This is a genomic window from Rubritalea spongiae (genome assembly GCF_042652385.1).
In the GTDB taxonomy this organism is placed as follows: domain Bacteria; phylum Verrucomicrobiota; class Verrucomicrobiia; order Verrucomicrobiales; family Akkermansiaceae; genus Rubritalea; species Rubritalea spongiae.
The window spans coordinates 1,568,919-1,585,898 of record NZ_JBHSJM010000001.1; the positions used below are offsets into that span (position 1 = coordinate 1,568,919).

12 protein-coding genes are annotated in these 16,980 nt (G+C 46.9%); 9 read left to right on the top strand and 3 right to left on the bottom strand.

All coding sequences use genetic code 11. The annotated features are described in order from the left end of the window. Nucleotides 1-8: 8 nt before the first annotated feature. The gene (locus ACFPK9_RS07225) at nt 9-812 is read left to right on the top strand and encodes a PEP-CTERM sorting domain-containing protein (RefSeq protein WP_377094167.1); all 804 of its coding nucleotides are present in this window, start codon (nt 9-11) and stop codon (nt 810-812) included. 127 nt (nt 813-939) lie between these two features. After that, nucleotides 940-1,062 (top strand): hypothetical protein, encoded by a 123-nt coding sequence (locus ACFPK9_RS07230; protein WP_377094168.1) that lies wholly within the window; start codon nt 940-942, stop codon nt 1,060-1,062. Nucleotides 1,063-1,113: 51 nt separating this feature from the next. Here the strand turns inward: ACFPK9_RS07230 and ACFPK9_RS07235 are convergent, their stop codons facing one another. After that, entirely contained in the window at nt 1,114-1,335 is a 222-nt protein-coding gene (locus ACFPK9_RS07235; protein WP_377094169.1) for a hypothetical protein, read from the bottom strand. A gap of 227 nt (nt 1,336-1,562) precedes the next feature. Here ACFPK9_RS07235 and ACFPK9_RS07240 point away from each other — a divergent pair, with 227 nt between their 5' ends. From ACFPK9_RS07240 to ACFPK9_RS07250, 3 genes are all read left to right on the top strand, one after another. After that, the gene (locus tag ACFPK9_RS07240) at nt 1,563-2,207 is read left to right on the top strand and encodes a PEP-CTERM sorting domain-containing protein (RefSeq protein ID WP_377094170.1); all 645 of its coding nucleotides are present in this window, start codon (nt 1,563-1,565) and stop codon (nt 2,205-2,207) included. 409 nt (nt 2,208-2,616) lie between these two features. Next, nucleotides 2,617-4,065 (top strand): sulfatase family protein, encoded by a 1,449-nt coding sequence (locus tag ACFPK9_RS07245; protein ID WP_377094171.1) that lies wholly within the window; start codon nt 2,617-2,619, stop codon nt 4,063-4,065. 78 nt (nt 4,066-4,143) lie between these two features. Then, nucleotides 4,144-5,208, top strand: coding sequence for an IS110 family RNA-guided transposase (locus tag ACFPK9_RS07250; RefSeq protein ID WP_377092807.1), 1,065 nt, complete (start codon nt 4,144-4,146; stop codon nt 5,206-5,208). A gap of 457 nt (nt 5,209-5,665) precedes the next feature. Here ACFPK9_RS07250 and ACFPK9_RS07255 read toward each other — a convergent pair whose 3' ends face one another. Both ACFPK9_RS07255 and ACFPK9_RS07260 read right to left on the bottom strand, forming a co-directional pair. Then, a complete protein-coding gene (locus ACFPK9_RS07255; RefSeq protein WP_377094172.1) occupies nt 5,666-9,595 on the bottom strand; it encodes an immunoglobulin-like domain-containing protein in 3,930 nt (1,309 codons plus the stop codon). Nucleotides 9,596-9,694: 99 nt separating this feature from the next. Next, on the bottom strand, nt 9,695-10,579 hold the full coding sequence (locus ACFPK9_RS07260; RefSeq protein ID WP_377094173.1) for a helix-turn-helix transcriptional regulator: 885 nt from the start codon (nt 10,577-10,579) through the stop codon (nt 9,695-9,697). A gap of 686 nt (nt 10,580-11,265) precedes the next feature. Here ACFPK9_RS07260 and ACFPK9_RS07265 point away from each other — a divergent pair. The 4 genes from ACFPK9_RS07265 to ACFPK9_RS07280 all read left to right on the top strand — a co-directional run bounded on the left by ACFPK9_RS07265 (nt 11,266) and on the right by ACFPK9_RS07280 (nt 16,905). Beyond that, entirely contained in the window at nt 11,266-12,732 is a 1,467-nt protein-coding gene (locus ACFPK9_RS07265) for an arylsulfatase (RefSeq protein ID WP_377094174.1), read from the top strand. 175 nt (nt 12,733-12,907) lie between these two features. Continuing rightward, a complete protein-coding gene (locus ACFPK9_RS07270; RefSeq protein WP_377094175.1) occupies nt 12,908-14,341 on the top strand; it encodes a sulfatase family protein in 1,434 nt (477 codons plus the stop codon). 81 nt (nt 14,342-14,422) lie between these two features. Beyond that, on the top strand, nt 14,423-15,817 hold the full coding sequence (locus tag ACFPK9_RS07275) for a sulfatase family protein (RefSeq protein WP_377094176.1): 1,395 nt from the start codon (nt 14,423-14,425) through the stop codon (nt 15,815-15,817). Between the two features lie 329 nt (nt 15,818-16,146). Beyond that, on the top strand, nt 16,147-16,905 hold the full coding sequence (locus ACFPK9_RS07280) for a PEP-CTERM sorting domain-containing protein (RefSeq protein WP_377094177.1): 759 nt from the start codon (nt 16,147-16,149) through the stop codon (nt 16,903-16,905). Nucleotides 16,906-16,980 lie beyond the last annotated feature (75 nt).

Consider the following 16,980-nt stretch of genomic DNA (forward strand, 5'->3'; position numbering starts at 1 on the left):
AACTACCTATGAAAAAAATTCTCCTAATTACAACAAGCAGCATCCTCGCTGCAGCTTCTTCTCAAGCTGCAGTTCTCTACCAAGACGTCTTTATGGGAGACGGTCTCGCCACTAATGTAGTAGACGCTGGCGACACAGGCTTAGGCGGCATCGGCGGAGGCCTCGTTAACAATTCTATTACTGCTACTAAATCTTTCGACGATAACGGGAACCTGCAATATGTCTCTGCGAGTGGTACAAACTACCAACAAAGAGCTCTCGTATACACATCAAATACTTTCCAATCAACTGGTGGCTTTAAATTGACGGTGGACTCCTTTATGACCAGTCGTGGAGGTGCAAGTGGAATTTCGTTTGGCTTGGTAAGTGACGATACAGATATGGGCGCCTACTCAGGTTTCCACCCCTTTACAGGCAATGTCGCAGGAGATGCTGCTACTACCATCGAAGGTTTTGGTGTAAATGCAGACAACCAAAACTTCTACTCGATGGATGGATCATTTGGTCAACTCTTGGGTGCTGGTTTACTTCCATTAAACCAAGTTAATACTGTTGTAATGAGCATTGTTAATAATGGCACAGGTGGAGCCAATTGGTCATGGTCAGTAAATGGCGTAGATCAAGGTGCCGGCACAATTACATCATTTGACTTTACTGAAAATTACCAATTTGTTGCTTATGGTCAAGATGACCAAGGAAACAAGAATATCCGGAGTGTAACACTAGAGTCTACAGTAGCTGTCCCAGAACCTTCCAGCACTGCGCTTCTCGGTCTCGGAGGACTCGCTCTCATCATGCGCCGCCGCAAGTAAGACAAGTTCCAAAAATTCTTTCCAAAGAGAGCAACGATTCATCTCGTTGCTCTCTTTTTGTGCCATTTACCAAAAGCGTGAGCCTGGTCACCACCCCACGCTTTTTTCATACTCTCCCTCTCAACCCATGCACACTTCACCTCTTCTCTCAGCCCACTCCCACCTCGGCAAAACCGAGATTCATACTCAGCCTGAGGTGAAGCGCTCCGCGCAAACCACAGGGCCTACGCACATACAATCCGCTGGCTAGAAGCCCGCCTCAGCTTGAACCAGCGACGCACCCTAGACAATTCCGTGTGACCTAACGAAGGCATTTTCGAGTCACAGAGGTGTCGAACGTCAGAGACACCATCGCGTGATCGCGATGACTCTCATAACCAAAATCACCAGATTTTGCTATCCCGACCTTAGACCTGATGACTTTCGACAGCGTGAATGGAGTAACTCCATTTCTCCACCATTTTTTGATAGTCACACCAATCACGCTCCGTACCTTCATTCCAGCAGCAAGCTTAAATTTCATGACCCTCTATTTTACTCGTCGTACTGTTTTAACCGCTACTTGATCAATCAAGACCTCCATCTTTCTCTCTCCGAAATGTCACAGCTCATTCAAAAAACATCCCCTCAACCTAGACTTACTTTGAACAGTCGTTTACTATAAGAGTTTTACAGACCTAGTAATAATCACCTAAACATTAACTGTAGTCGCCTCCAAACCTATTCATCACTCTAAATACACAAAGCAATATGAAAACTATCCTCTCACTCGCAGTTACTAGTGTCATAGCTACTGCGACCTCTAAAGCAGCTACTCTGGCACTCTTCGAATTTACGGGTGGTTCTCTTGATGCAACTACACAAAATCATGGAACGGCTTCAGCTATTTCTTTTGGCGGCTTTTGGGCCACCGATGCAGTCAACGGCAACCTTGTAAAAACTCTGGGCTCAAATGCAGCTCACAGAGACCAAACAAATGCTAACCACTTTGTGAGCTTTAATTTCACCGTGTCAGGCCTGTCAGCTGGTGAAGTGCTAGTCATTGATAACGCATTTGTTGATTATGTAGAAAGTCCTGCTTCTGGGAACTCAATTCGTCACTGTTACTTTTTAGACTATGGCTCAGCAACTGAAGACGTTATTGTAAATAATGCAGATCCAGCTTCTGCGTCTGGAAATTTTGAGCTACAGACATATAGCCCTAGTTACCAGTCCGCTGGGTATTCAAATGGAGATACGCTTACTTTTATTTATTCCTCAAGAGAAAATATAGGGGGAACTATGACAGCAGATAATTTTCAGCTAGTTGGAAGTGTTGTGGCAGTACCAGAACCTTCCAGTACTGCACTTCTTGGTCTTGGCGGACTCGCACTTATCATGCGTCGCCGTAAGTAAACGACACGATTTTTATTTCTCAAAAAGCGTGAGCGTGGTCACCACCTCACGCTTTTTTGTGCCCACACTTCTGTGACACGTGACCCCGTACCGTCACAAAAGCTGCGAAAGTACACTACCGAAAAGCCGGTCTCGATTTCTGAACTAAGTGATGTCTCCAGTACAAGACAGTGTGCCTTATGGCGAAGGCGTTTTCGAGTCACTGAGTGTCGAAAGTCTACAAGGTCGGACGTCAGAGACACCATCGCGTGGTCCCAATGCCCCTCAGGGCCAAAATCACCAGATTTTACTAACCCGACCTTAGACATGATGACTTTCGACAGCGTGAATGGAGTAACTCCATTTCTCCATCTTTTTTTGATAGTCACACCAATCACGCTACGTACCTTCGTTCCACAACAAACTCTCTATGAACCCACTTCTCTTCCAAACTCGAGCCAAGGCTCTCCCAGCTCTCTATTCGGCAATGGCTATGTTTTCTTCAAGCTTCGCATTCGCAGCCGAAAAGCCAAACATCATCCTCATGATGGCAGATGACCTTGGATGGGGAGATGTGCAGTGTTTCAATCCTGACACACCGATCAAGACTCCAGAGCTCGATGCCATGGCCGCTGCGGGCATGCAACTCAACCGTTTTTATTCTTCCTCCCCAGTCTGCAGTCCCACTCGTGGTTCCTCGATCACTGGCCGCCACCCTTTCCGCTATGGCGTCTATTATGCAAATACTGGAAAGATGAAGACTGAGGAACTCACCATCGCCGAACTTCTCAAAACACAAGGCTACACTACAGGACACTTTGGAAAATGGCACCTCGGCACGATGACGACAGAAATCAAGGACGCCAATCGAGGTCGCCCCAATAACACCAAGGAATTTAGCCCTCCATGGCTCCACGGTTTCGACACCTGTTTTTCCACCGAATCCAAAGTCCCGACTTGGGACCCGATGCTTAAACCAAAAGACTTCGGCACGGGCAGTCTCAAAAAAGGCTGGGACTTCATTCAGGACAAATCCAAAGCCGAGCCCTTCGGCACGCATTACTGGAATGAACAAGGCTCTATCGTGACCGACAACCTCGAAGGTGATGACTCGCGCGTCATCATGGATCGAGTCGTGCCCTTCGTCGAAAAAGCAGCAGAAAAGCAACAACCGTTTTTTGCCGTCATCTGGTTCCACACTCCTCACCTTCCTGTGGTTGCCGGCCCCAAATACGCTGCCATGTACCCAGACGCCACCGACTTCGAAAAGAACTACAACGGTTGTGTCACCGCGATGGACGAGCAGATTGGGCGCTTGCGTGCCACGCTCAAGCAAGCGGGTGTGTCAGAGAACACCATGCTTTGGTTCTGCTCCGACAATGGCCCAGAAGGTCAGAAGGAAGCGCCGGGCAGTGCTGCGAAATTTAAAGGCCGTAAGCGCAGCCTCTACGAAGGTGGCGTCCGCGTCCCAGGCATTCTTGAATGGCCAGCAAAGGTCAAAGCAGGCACCGTCACTGACTTCCCCGCTGTCACCAGCGACTACTTGCCAACCATTCTCGACTCCATCCAAGCCGAATACACCGGCAAACGTCCTCTCGATGGCATTTCCCTCATTCCTCTCATGACTGGTGAAAAAAAAGAACGCCAAAAAGCCATCGGGTTCGAATGTAAAACGCAACTCGCATGGCACACCCAGCGCTACAAACTTTACAGCTCCAACAAAGGGAAATCTTGGGAACTCTATGACCTCAGCGAAGACCCTTACGAAAAGAAGGATATCGCTAAGCAGCACCCAGAAATCGTCACCAAACTCGCTGCTGAATTAGCGAGTTGGCGCGAATCGTGTAAGCAGAGCGATCAAGGTGGCGACTACCAATAATAGCACTTCGCGATTCAAATGAGATAGGATGAGAAGAGAGGTGAGGCCGCGCCATGGTTGCTGGTAAGCTCATGCATTATGGAAAATAACACAAAGCAAGCAACAGTAGTCGGCGTCGACCTCAGTGATAAAAAACATCAAATCTGTGTACTAGACAAGAATGGAGATACCCTTGTCGAAAAAACTATTCCTAATAGCTACGCAGGACTCGATACACTCTGCACGAATTACCCCAATGCACTCATCGCTATGGAAGTCGGAACTCACAGCCCATGGATTAGCAACTATCTCAAAGACCGAGGTCATAGAGTCATTGTCGCCAATGCGCGTAAACTACGCGCCATTTATTGCAACGAACGCAAAAGTGATAAACGAGATGCCCAAATGCTCGCCAAGATCGCGCGCGTTGATACAAGCTTGCTGTACCCTATAGAGCACGGGTCGGTTGATAATCTCGAAAACCGCCAACGTATCGCGATGCGTGACACCTTGGTAAAACGACGTGTTGATCTCATCAACTCTGTTAGGTTTAGCCTTAAAAGCCTTGGGGTACGGCTGATGTCCCCTAGTTCAGCAAGTTTTGCAGGCTATGCAAGAAAAGCACTCGCCACATATCCAACTAAACTTGAGTTAGTAGAACCGCTACTCGTAGTGATTGAAACGATGACTGAGCAAATCAAAGAATCCGATCGCTACCTCAAAGAGGAAATGCTTGAAATGCACCCTGAAGCAAAGCGTTTGATGCAAATACCTGGCGTCGGAGCTCTATCAGCGGTTAGCTTCGTTCTGGCTATAGATGATGCATCTCGTTTTAAAAACTCACGAGATGTAGCTGCCTATTTAGGACTCGTTCCACGAAGAGACCAATCTGGAGATGTCGATAAGCAGCTCTCCATAAGTAAAGCGGGCAACAGGCAGATGCGAACACTACTGGTTCAATGTGCACAGTATATCATGCGCAAAAGCAGCCCTGATAGCGACCTTAAGAGGCATGGTATGCGAATCGCAGAGCGTGGTGGACGAATCGCAAAACGCAAAGCGATCGTCGCTGTAGCACGCAAGTTGAGTGTGGTTATGCTTACACTCTGGCAAAAGCAGATCGATTATCAGCCACTTGTGGCATTAAAAGCAAAAACAGCCTAACAGCTATCGAAAACAAGTTTCAATGAACAACACAAATCGATTTTCCAGAACGACTGCGGGCATATCGTCAACATGCATGAATGTGTAAATGAGAGAGCAGCGTTCTGAAACTTTAAACAACGAAACGGAACCAATCCTGCACCGTAAGCCAAGTAGAGCTTCAATAAGAGTGCGTATAAAAGCCAGATTCCGTTGTTCAACACACTTCATCACAAACCAAATAGAAAGGGACTTCAACTTACCAGTTGACCTCTCTTCACATAAAAGACGAATGCCGGTGCAATTTGTTGAGAAATCAAGGCTCGATGAAGAAGCGATGCGAGCATCGTGACTGAAGAGAAACGCAGATTTATCAACAAAGAGCCCGACACCACTTTTCTTCCGCGTAGCGCAATTCTTCAAGCTCTCAAAAAAATCATTCGTCTTTTTTGGAGTGCGATTTGGTATAAGTCGCTGCTCATTCATTTAATGATACCTTCAGCCTCCAAAAGAGCTGATTGCGAATCGACGCATTATCAATACGAATCGTGATTGGTTCAGCCCCCCCAGATGCAGCACCGATCACCACTTCCTCTGGAACGTCGCCCATCAGAGGCAAGTCCGTCCATTGTGTGAGGTTCTCACTATATTGAAAAATTTGAAGGGTGCTATTGTTCGCTATCGAGCTGCGTTCAAAGTTAAACACGATCTCAGCACCTTGGTGCTCCATCGTGGGTTCCCAATGATTTTTTACTGAAGGCTGCCCACCGAACACAAATTCGGCACCATTAGGCATCCCGTCTGCATCCGCATCCGCATCAAAACTGGCCACTTCACCGGCTAAGCCATACTCAGCCATCCACGCATCAAACACCTCACCATGTGGCGCATCAAACACCACTCCCGCTAGGCTCGGACCGCGACCAGCTGCGACATCGCGCGTTTGTCCTTCGAGGCTCAGCTCCCCACTGAAACCTTGTGGAAGCGTGATATCAAAGAACACCAATCCCAGCGCCGTCTCCAAGCCACTTACTTCCGCCAGCACCTCGCCTGCATAGAGGAGTCGAAAACCTGCGGGATCCCACCGACCGTCTGCATTCCCTTCATTGCCAGCCATCACACCGAGCCGAAACGTCCTCGGAGCTGAGCTCGCCAAGGTAAAGTTCAATAGCTCACTCCACATGTCTGCTGTGTCATTTCTATAAGTGCCAATCCCTGTCGACGTCCAATCGGTCACAGCCCCCTCAATGCTCGCAGTGGGATCATCAAAGTCATCGTAGCCAGCCAGCACCACGACATTACTGGCCGCTGCCCCTATCGAGCTCACCCATGCTGGGGACCCATCCGTGTTGCTATTGGCATTGGCTCCATTGCCGTAAAAAAAATAGCCCTCCGATCCATAGGTATGATTCGTATCGATATCTAACGACTTACTTTCTGTTGTTGATCGAAAGTTAGACACTTCATCTCCTTGCAAATCGTAGCCTACTCCATCTCCCACTGGCGTGGCCGAGGGTTTATTAGGGTCGTTCACATGCAACTGAAAACTGTAGGGCACATAAGTCACGCCATCCCCTAACAGCAAGGTCACTTCCACCTGACCGGCGGCAGAGGGAGCTAGAGTCACTTGGCGATTTTCCCCCACACCACTGAGCACGATTCCATCCAAAGCCAACACCTCTGGGTTGCTAGTGAAAGCTGTCAGCGTGAGTGTATTGACAGCACTATCTTCATCACTCAACACCAAGTCGATCGGCGCCACTGTCTCACCAAGATTGACCGACAGCGCAGCTGGTTGATTCATACTTGGAGGCCCGCTCGCAATCCCCGCTGCTGTTTTCTCCTGTAAAATCACTCCTGAAATATTGGGCTGCCCACCAGAAGTGGCAGTGCTAAAATCCACCACAAGCGTGCCATTCGCCTCGCTGGGAAGACTCGCTAGCAGTCCCACTTCACTCGCATTATCACGGACATTAATGGATGCTGATTGCGCACTCGAAGTATGCGATAAAGTTGACTCCAAGGTATTGCCAGTTCCTGCCACATAGCCCGTAAAGTAGACGTCATAAAACACATTACTTGGGAGATTGCTAAACTCTAACTGACAGGGATTTTCATGAGGATCGCGGATTCGTAGTCCGCGCTGCGTGACCACCGCAGGAAAATCTCCAATTGCACGTCCACTGCCATTGTTATGTGTCTTATAATGCTCAGAGCTCCCACCTTCCGTATTATCGATACTCAACACATAGCCTGTCGCATTCCCATCACTGTCAGAAAGCTGAGTAACAGTAGTTTCACCTTTAGGGTTCAGTAGCCCCTGTGTATTGTTGCCCAAATCCGTCCAGTCATTCAGGTTCACTGGACCGTTCTGGTGCATATTGATCTTAATCGTTTTGGTAATCGTCACGTTCGTGTCTGAGATACTCACCACACGCAACACTTCCTGTGAGACATTACCCGCCGCATCCACGACCTGATAACGCCTCAGATAGTTACCAATCTGCTCGGAGTCATACTCCTCCCCCACCCATTCCGCCACGACCTGACCTGAAATATCACCATCCTTATTATCAAGCGCGGTAAAACCTGGTTCAAAATACGGACTTCCGACCTTAAAATTCGCATCCCCTCCCACTAGGCTAATGACCGGAGCTGTGAGGTCCTCGGAAGTTTCATTGGCTTCATTGTAGGTCAGCCCCATTCCTCGGTAGTTGTAGTAGGTGTCTTTTTGAATCCGTAAATCAAAGGGTGGAAGATCTCTGCCATTCCACGTCATCTGTGACCAATAGGCTGGCGAACTATTTGGATCAAAGTTCCCAGCATGTGCCTGCACACATTCGAAAAACTTCGTATTCCCGTCGGAATCGTAATAAATCACAATGTCTCCTACCTGATAGGGGATGAACTCCCCATTTTTATCCAGTCCTGAGTCAGGAGGAGTGTTCTTATAGGTCGGCGACCAAAAAGTGATCGTTCTCCAGTCAATTTCATTCGGGAATCCAGAATCTTTAAACTGAATCATAGGAGCTTCCTGCTGCTGATTGCCAGTGCGGGTGATGTTTCCGCCATCGACAGTACTCACAAAATAGAGATCGCGCCCAGCTGGGTAGATATTGTCCTCAAAGCTAATCGCATTGTTATTATTACCAATATTGAAAAAACCTGACTCTTCGGTCGCTGGCACACTCAGGGTGTCGTCAGAATTTGGCACGCTAATCGCACCATAGACATTTCCTTTAAAAACATAGGGTGTGATGCCGTCACCTTGCCACATATAACCCATGGTGGTTCGCCCAAAACCATAGAAGTTATTCTGCATCGTCACGGGCTTATTGGCGGCTGGGTCAGTTCTTCCTGTCACGGACCCTGAATTAGCATCGCGATAGCGGAATTGATGCAGAGCTCCATTGGTTCCAATCAGCAGGTTATTCTGGACCGTGACATTCCCCTCCACAAATGAAAGCTGATGAAGGTTATCCTGAAAACGCGCTTGGAAAGGATGACGAAAAAAAGTGGCAGTTCCAAGACAGACATTATTTTCAATCACCGATCCTTCGGCCAAATTATCCGTCTGCAAAGCCTCCGCCCCAGTGAACACCGTGATGTTATTGCGCAAGGTAAGCTTAGTTATGTCCTGCTCAGCAGCCCCTGTCGAATAGGAGATATAAAACGCCTCACCTTCTCCAAAACCAGCAAAACAATCCTGCACATCGACCTCAACCTCTTTCGGATTGCTTGGATTGTCAGTCTTAATATTAAAAGAAGCAAAGTAACCTCCCCAGCTAGAGACATAATCCACCTTAACTGTCTGAAAACCTCGGATCCGTACTCCATTGCCATAGCTCCCATGGTACACTGGCCCTGACCATTTCGGATTCCCCCACATCCCATAACGCTCATAATAATCACCAGAATCGAGCGCCTCACCACCATCATGCCCCAAGTAAGCAGGGTCGCCCGTTTGCTGTTCCGCATCATATTTACCCGTCAGATAAAGGTGCTCGAAATTAAACAATTCCAAGGTCCGGTATTGATTATTTTCCGTACTGTATCCCCAACGAACTTGCCCGCCCAAGTTCGTCACTATCGTCGGATTCTCTTTCGTTCCTAGACAGTCTTCTCCATTGATATAAATTCGCTCATAGTCTCCCGCATAAATGAGAATTTTATTACCCACTGGTAATTGAATCTTAAGAAATTTAGGGTCACCACCCGGTGCATAAATTTTATCCCCCCCATCACTATTCCCCTGGAAAAAAATGTAATCCCCCTCATTCACTGAAGGCCAATACGCAGCATCCTCCACAGTGGCATAGCGATTCGTCGTCCTATCAGGAGCCGCATCAGCGACTGCGAAGAGCAGCAATAGTGTGATAAAGAAAAATGGATAGGTCTTAGGTCGCATAGTGTTTATTGTTTAGATTCCGCCAAAACCTTGCACAAGAAACAGTCCTCACGCCTCTAATTATGACTTTTACATCTCTAATATCGCTTTAAAATACCTCTAAACTCCTGATTTTAGATAGTTTTGATATTCTTTAGGCGTCTTTCCGGTAATTTTCTTAAAGACCGTCGAAAAGTAATTAGAATTACTAAATCCAACATCAAAAGCAGTCTCAGTCACTGTTTGCCTTTTCAATAAGCCCTTAGCTTTCTCAATGCGCAATCTAGTGATATATTGATTGAGTGTCTCGCTCTCGATCTCTTTAAATCCATTTGTTAGGTAAGACTTACTCACATGAAACACTTCGGCAATTCCATTAACCTTAAGATCTTGATCTAAATGGCTGGCTACATACTCCTTCACTTCTCGAATCACCTGAGCTCGCCGCTGATGAGGAATATTAACGATAATCTCTGAAAGCTCTTGTGTTTCATTCTCGGTAACGTCGCTCAGCGCCTTCAAGTCCTCAGCTTGATCAATCTTACTCCAATTCTCCTGATTTCTCTTCAACAACAGCTCCACATCCCCCCCCGACTCTATAGCGTCATCAGCAATCATACTGAGAACCTCTCTAATCCGCATTTTATAGACTTCGAGATTGCCACGCGAAGACTCCTCAAGACTCTCAATTAATTCTGAAACCCTTCCCGAGGTATCATTACTACCATTAAGTACTTGGTTCCGAAGTTCATCTTTAATAAACGAAGCAGTCTGGTTCAAATGATGAATATCTACATAAATAGCCGCAAGAAATATAGAAGCTGACACTATGGAGCCTACATAATACAACCACCATTGCTTACTCAGAATTCCTATAACAAAAAGCACCGCAAATAAAATTGCACTTGAAACAAAGGCTTTGCTCTTCAAATCACGATAACTAGTCACGATCAATTGGTAGGAGCAAGGGATCACAACTAGGACTAATGCAGTAGTCACAGCCATAACTTGCCCCCATACAAAACTTGGATGAAAATTTGGAAAAATCGTCGGAGCGTATCGTCCGTCAGCCCCAAAAAACGTCCTCCAGCCCAAGCTAAATAAGAGCATATACACACAAGATAGTCCCACACCTAGGAAGTAAGTACACAGTACTTTTTTCCTAGAGAAACACAACTGATTAAGCTTCGAAGACGCGATCACTAAGGATGGAAACCCAATCGAGAACAAGATAAACATCCTCGCTTGAATGAGCTTCGGTGAAGAAATATCCTCTACTAGAATATCAACCAAATAACACGCCAAGAAAAAGATCATAGCCCCCAAGAACAGGGCTAAAAAGCAAAAGGAACCAGCAAACCTCTTTCGAGCCACCATTAAGTAGAGTAGGCAGAACAAATACAGCTGAATTGCGGTAAACGGCAGAATGCAATCTTTAACTTGGAGCCAACTCATATGTGTATTTGCAGTTCTTTAACCTGGAAGCGGAAGACACAGATAACATCAAGTGAGTAACCACATCGTCAAGAATTCAGTTTGAGCCTGAGTTCTTTAGAGTAAAAAAGAAAGACGCCAACATCAATGCCCGAAAGACTTGGCGCCCACCGCCGTATTGTATTTTGTATTCAAAATGGAGACAAAATAATTACACTTGGGGAAATAGCTCAGACTTCATATCCACACTCACAACAATGAAAATTAAATTTCTATTCGGACTCAGCCTCGTTTTAGCAGTTTTCGGCTCTAGCGCATCGGCCAAAAACTTAGCAGGCAGCAAACCCAATATCATCATCGTCATCACTGACGACCAAGGCATGGGCGACCTCTCTTGCATGGGCAACACCCTCGTAAAAACCCCACACATCGATAAATTTTATGAGGGAGCCACCCGCTTAACAGACTTCCAAGTCAGCCCCACTTGCGCCCCAACCCGCGCCGCTCTCATGAGTGGTCGTGCACCCTTCAAAAATGGTGTCACCCACACCATCTTACAGCGTGAACGCATGGCCCTAGACACCTACACTTTCCCCCAAGCACTACAATCCGCTGGTTATACAACAGGTCTCTTCGGTAAATGGCATCTCGGCGACGAACCTGAATACCTCCCGCAAAGCCGTGGCTTTGACGAGGTTCTGATGCACGGCGCAGGAGGAATTGGCCAAGAAAAATACGGAGACTTTCCAGCCAATTCAGAGAACACCTACTTCGACAACGTCCTACTCCACAACGACACCGTCGTAAAAACCAAAGGCTTCTGCACCGACATCTTCTTCGACGCAGGTCTTTCATGGATCAAGCAACAACACGAAGCTAAGAACCCCTACTTCGCTTACATTGCGCTAAATGCTCCACACGGTCCTTTCATCGCTCCTGAAAAATATAAGAAACGCTTCCTCGAACTGGGTTGTAGCAAAGATGCAGCAGGCCGCTTAGGTATGATTGAAAATATTGATGACAACTTTGGCCGCATGATGAGCAAGCTTGAAGAATGGAATGCTCTCGAAAATACTATCGTTATTTTTATGACCGACAATGGGGCGGTTGGAAAAGGTTCCACTAAAGAAATTCCTTATTTTAATGCTGGCCTACGAGGTGGTAAAAACTCCCCCTTCGAAGGAGGCACTCACGTTCCTTTCTTCATCCAGTGGAAAGGCAAACTCCCTCAAGGAGTCGACATCCAAGCTCTCACAGCTCACCTAGATATTTATCCGACCTTTGTCGAACTCGCAGGTGCAGAACTTCCTACTAAAATGCAAAAGCTTGAGGGCCGCTCTCTCCTCCCTCTATTCGAAAATCCAGATACCGAATGGGCTGACCGCGAACTCTTCATCCACTGCGGCCGCTGGCCAGAAGGTAAACGCGAAGATTTTAAATATAAAAAATGTGCGGTTCGCACCCAGCAATGGCGCCTCGATAATAACAAAGAGCTTTTCGACATTTCAAAAGACCCTGGCGAGACTAACAATGTCGCCGCCGAATTCCCGGAAGTAGTCGACCGTCTCCGTAAATCCTACGACCAATGGTGGGAGTCCACGAAGCCACTCATGATCAATGAAGGTCTTCCCATGATTAAACCTGAAGACCAACCTTTCAAACACCGCTACGACAAACAGCTTAAGGAGTCTGGCATCCCAGAATGGGCTCCAACTCCATTCTAATTACATCAACTTCGCGGTCTCTAACCGGAGCGGATTAGAGACCGTTAATTATTTGCCTATCTGTGGGGTAATCCAAAAACGACTTACCCCACTCCTGCTATGATTCTTTTTTGCGAAAAACGAAATAAGTTTTATCTCAAAAAACCGAACTCATAAGCATAAATCGATTTCTGTCATGAGTAATGATCGGTTCATAATACAAGTACTCGAGAAATTCATCCAGAACCTCAGCAAAACCTACACGATCCCCTCAGCACCTCAGCGCATGAAACTCTCTTCATTTTTCTACATGGGCATTTCCAGCCTATTCTTATTCCCCTCACAACACGCTAAAGCGAACACTCCAAACTTTATCATCATCTATGCAGACGACCTAGGCTATGGTGATTTGAGTTGCATGGGCTCAAAAAATATCTCCACGCCTCACATTGATCAAATGGCAAAAGATGGAATTCTCTTTACCAACTTCTATTCGGCCAGCGCCTCTTGCACTCCTGCTAGAGCCTCACTGATGACAGGTAGCTACCCTGACCGAGTAAATTTGAACAATGTCCTCTTTCCCGGTAACAAAGATAAAAAAACGGGAAAAACCAAAGGACTGAACCCCAACGAAATTACCATCGCCGAATTGCTTAAAAAGCAAAATTACACCACTGGGATGGTCGGTAAATGGCACCTTGGAGACGCACCACAGTTTATGCCGAACAACCAAGGATTCGATTACTATTTTGGTCTTCCATATAGTAATGACATGGTGCCACCACGCTTTATCGACCTTCCTTTGATTCGTAATGGTGAAGTCATTGAAATCAATCCTGATCAAGACTACCTTACTCAACGCTATACAGAAGAATCTCTCGCTTTCATTGAAAAAAATAAAGACAAGCCCTTCTTTCTCTATCTCTCACACAGCATGCCGCACCGCGCCTGCCATGTATCACCAGAATTCACTAAGCGCTTCACCAAAGACCAACTAGATACTATCAAACCAGGCGAAGACAAAGCCTCGCGCGACTTCCTCTACCCAGCTGCAGTAGAAGAACTTGACTGGAGCACTGGCCAAGTCCTCAAAAAACTACGCGAACTCGGTCTCGAAGAAAATACCCTCGTCGTCTTTTCCTCAGACAATGGTCCTAAAACTGGATCTGCAAAACCACTGCGCGGCAAGAAAGGTAGCGTTTACGAAGGTGGACACAGAGTTCCCGGCATCATGCAATGGAAAGGCTGCATTCCTGCAGCCACCACCAGTCAAGAAGTCGTAACAGCGATGGATCTGCTACCCACCTTTTCCACCCTCGCAGGCGCTAATATACCTTCAGACCGGGTGATCGATGGCCATAACATCCTTCCCTTACTCGAAGCTCGACCAGATGCACAATCTCCTTACGATGCGTTTTTCTACACTCACGGTGGCATGGCCGTACGCAAGGGGGATTGGAAACTAATCCGCGGCAAACGAGGCGGTCTCTATAATCTAAGTAATGATATTAGTGAATCAACTAACCTCGCTAAACAATATCCCGAGATCGTTCAAAAACTCACAATACTCATGGAGGCTCATCAAGCCGATCTCAAACAAAATAGCCGCCCAGCTGGCACCCTCGACTAATCTCACACCCCGTAACCCTCAAGCTGAGGTTGACCTCAACAAAACAACAGTTACCAAATCTCTAGAGGAAGTAAATTAACCATGATTAAAAGCATCACAGCCCTGTTCCTAGCACTCACACTCATCGGCCAAGCCGCGTCTCCCAAACCTAATATCATTCTCATCTTTGCCGATGACCTCGGCTATGGCGACGTCGGTTGTTATGGAGCCAATGTAAAAACCCCCAATATCGACAAATTGGCAGCCAGTGGCTTTCGCTCTACCGATTGTCTCGTTGGAGCTCCCGTTTGTGGACCTAGCCGTGCCGCGCTCATGACTGGTCGTTACCCAATGAGAGCAGGCCATCCAATATCTCGTCACCCCACTGAAAAATACTCCAAATACGGCATCGCTCCAGAAGAAGTCACCATAGCGGAACAACTCAAATCCGCTGGCTACTACACTCAAATGTTTGGCAAATGGCACCTCGGCTTTCACGTCCAAGGCTCACACCCACTCGATGCAGGATTCGATGACTACTTCGGCCTTCACAGCAACTACCACAAAGAGAAAAATCGCGTCGACGAACGCACCATTTATCACAATCGCGAAGTCGTAACCGAAGACATCCCATTCACTTCAGTCACCAAACTCTACACCGACAAGGCAGTCGAGTTTATCAAAAGTGATCAGGAAAAGCCCTTCTTCCTCTACTTCGCCCATCACATCCCTCACACTCCCATCGAACCAAGTGCCCCATTCAAAGGCGCAGCTGGCATCAAGGGCAAAGGCGCAGTATATTCTGATTTTGTGTTAGAGCTCGACCACAGCGTAGGTCGCGTAGTCAATGCCGTAAACGAAGCTGGCATCGCAGAAAACACCCTGATCATTTTCTTCGCCGATAACGGCCCTGCCAAAGATGGTTCTGCAAAGCCGCTCAGCGGTGGAAAATACGTCACTATGGAAGGTGGCCAACGCGTCCCTAGCATTTTCTCATGGCCAGGTAAAATCCCTGCTGGGAATGTCTCAGATGCTATGATCACTAGCATGGATCTATTCCCTTTATTTAGTAATTTAGCGGGCATTTCACTTCCTAAGGATGTGACTTTGGATGGCAAAAATATTCTCGACCTACTCACTGGGAAAACAAATGAAAGTCCTCATAAGTATTTCTATTATTACAATGGCCTCAATCTTCAAGCAGTACGTAACGAACAATGGAAAATCCATTTCCCGCGCACGGTAGATGATCAACCGTACTGGGCAAAAAAAGCAGGAGGTAATAAAAAGAAACTCTACACCACACTCAAGCAGCCGATGTTGTTCAACCTCGATACAGATGCTTCCGAGAAAAAAAATGTGATTTCACAACATCCTGAAATCGCTGACGAACTTACAAAAGAAGCTGAGCGCGCCCGTCAAGAAATCGGCGATATCGATATCAAAGGCTCCGACCAGCGCCCCCACGGACTCGTCACCCCTAACGAAAAAGGCTAGGTTCTCTTGATCTCTAATACCAAAGGGATACGCGTTTAGACTTCTTTCTTCCTTGCAAACAAGCTGGAGGAATAAAGTAACCGATACCCATACTGCTTTGTTAGACAAAAAAGTATGTTCCTCGATCGCATTTCCCCCCCATGCAACTAAAGCTAGGCTCATCGCGAAAACTGTAGCGCGATCTATCGTTCTGGCTAAGTAGCCTCCGCCCCCTACTAGAAATTCCCTTTTAAAGTTGCAAGGACTGAAAGTTTTGCCATTCTATACAGTGTAGTTAAATTATTTCTACGTATTCATCCTACGTAGAACTAGATTCACCACCCCCCTATATGAAAATTCATACCAATACTTGTATTGCCCTCGGAGTTTTGTCCTTTGCCACTTCTGGCATAAACACCAATGCAGCTGTCATCGTCAGTGGCGGCTTTAACCTCGATGAAACTCAGTGGGTCACCGAAGGCTATGGAGATTATGGATATATTTTCTTCAACAATAGCGCCTCTAAAACTGCTGCGATCAGCACCAATATTTCCACCTCTGCCACCACAGACATGACGTATTCTCGGCATGCCGCTCACACGGTTAACGCGAGTACTCAAACTGGGATAAATGCTGCTGTTCCGATTCAAAATACTGCAGGAACAGCCACAGACCTCAGTGTAGGCTATTGGCGTAACCATGGAACGAACTCATCGACCTTCGCGAACGTGATCAGCTTCGACATGAACACTACCGCAAGCACGCTAAGAATTGGCGTGCTTGTCGGAGCAGGTGGACAATCGGACGGGAACGCAGACCCACGAGATTACCCATCTGACATTAAATTGTCTGATGGAACAAACGAATACACCCACACCGTCATACGACCACAAGCATCAGCTGCCTATCAAGCCGATTGGTATTTCTTCGATGTCACAGGCATCGACAACACCACGACACTGACAGTCTCTGCTACAGGTCAGTCTACAGTTTCACCGAATTTGAACACCCCTATCAGTGGCGTAGTATTCTCTGCTATTCCAGAGCCCTCTTCTACAGCGCTCATCGGATTAGGCAGCCTCGCCTTACTTGCTCGACGTCGCAGGTAGTCTCAATTACATAAAAATATTCTCTTCAAAGCGCACCTTCACTGGTGCGCTTTTTTATGCTTCACACTGCAGCAA

Bases quoted from the DNA above. Each gene is read 5' to 3' on its own strand.
- ACFPK9_RS07250 (WP_377092807.1), top strand. From the start codon at position 4,144: ATGGAAAATAACACAAAGCAAGCAACAGTAGTCGGCGTCGACCTCAGT.
- ACFPK9_RS07230 (WP_377094168.1), top strand. From the start codon at position 940: ATGCACACTTCACCTCTTCTCTCAGCCCACTCCCACCTCGGCAAAACC.
- ACFPK9_RS07245 (WP_377094171.1), top strand. From the start codon at position 2,617: ATGAACCCACTTCTCTTCCAAACTCGAGCCAAGGCTCTCCCAGCTCTC.
- ACFPK9_RS07260 (WP_377094173.1), bottom strand. From the start codon at position 10,579: ATGGCTGTGACTACTGCATTAGTCCTAGTTGTGATCCCTTGCTCCTAC.
- ACFPK9_RS07280 (WP_377094177.1), top strand. From the start codon at position 16,147: ATGAAAATTCATACCAATACTTGTATTGCCCTCGGAGTTTTGTCCTTT.
- ACFPK9_RS07265 (WP_377094174.1), top strand. From the start codon at position 11,266: ATGAAAATTAAATTTCTATTCGGACTCAGCCTCGTTTTAGCAGTTTTC.
- ACFPK9_RS07225 (WP_377094167.1), top strand. From the start codon at position 9: ATGAAAAAAATTCTCCTAATTACAACAAGCAGCATCCTCGCTGCAGCT.
- ACFPK9_RS07270 (WP_377094175.1), top strand. From the start codon at position 12,908: ATGAGTAATGATCGGTTCATAATACAAGTACTCGAGAAATTCATCCAG.
- ACFPK9_RS07235 (WP_377094169.1), bottom strand. From the start codon at position 1,335: ATGAAATTTAAGCTTGCTGCTGGAATGAAGGTACGGAGCGTGATTGGT.
- ACFPK9_RS07255 (WP_377094172.1), bottom strand. From the start codon at position 9,595: ATGCGACCTAAGACCTATCCATTTTTCTTTATCACACTATTGCTGCTC.
- ACFPK9_RS07275 (WP_377094176.1), top strand. From the start codon at position 14,423: ATGATTAAAAGCATCACAGCCCTGTTCCTAGCACTCACACTCATCGGC.
- ACFPK9_RS07240 (WP_377094170.1), top strand. From the start codon at position 1,563: ATGAAAACTATCCTCTCACTCGCAGTTACTAGTGTCATAGCTACTGCG.